The sequence below is a fragment of the Sinorhizobium sp. P24N7 genome, assembly GCF_042436655.1.
Classification (GTDB): domain Bacteria; phylum Pseudomonadota; class Alphaproteobacteria; order Rhizobiales; family Rhizobiaceae; genus Sinorhizobium; species Sinorhizobium meliloti_A.
Genome location: NZ_JBHMIW010000143.1, coordinates 1 through 408 on the forward strand (window position 1 = coordinate 1; position 408 = coordinate 408).

The 408-nt window shown below is 54.4% G+C and carries 1 protein-coding gene; it reads left to right on the top strand.

The features are described from left to right. On the top strand, positions 1 to 408 hold a 408-nt coding region (locus ACFHWW_RS34345), incomplete at both ends, for a hypothetical protein (protein ID WP_379943855.1).

Sequence of the window (408 nt, forward strand, 5' to 3'; positions counted from 1 at the left end):
AATTCGATATTGTTGCGATGTATGCGGGAATGTTTTGGCTGCTTTGCCGCCTGGCTTCTAGCGCGGCGGCGAGCGGCGTCGTCCCAGCGATGGTCGGCGGCAACGATCCTCAATGGAAACCCGATAAAGACCGATCGCTCCAACTTCCCCGCGATCTGCTAGAAGAAGGCAAGCCGTTCGATTGGCAAGCTGAGAGTTTAACGTGGATAGAATATCCAGAACGGCAGATGTTATTCATCACCATCCTCAGTATCCTTTTTCGCTTCGTCGCCTATCACGAGCTTGGCCACATCTGGAACGATCACGGACTACGGCGGATGGGCAAGGCTGGAAATTTATGTGTCGACGCTATCGGCGGCGATCAGCGGAAAACCGAAGGCTCGAGTGCCTCTCAGGCTCGCGAAATCA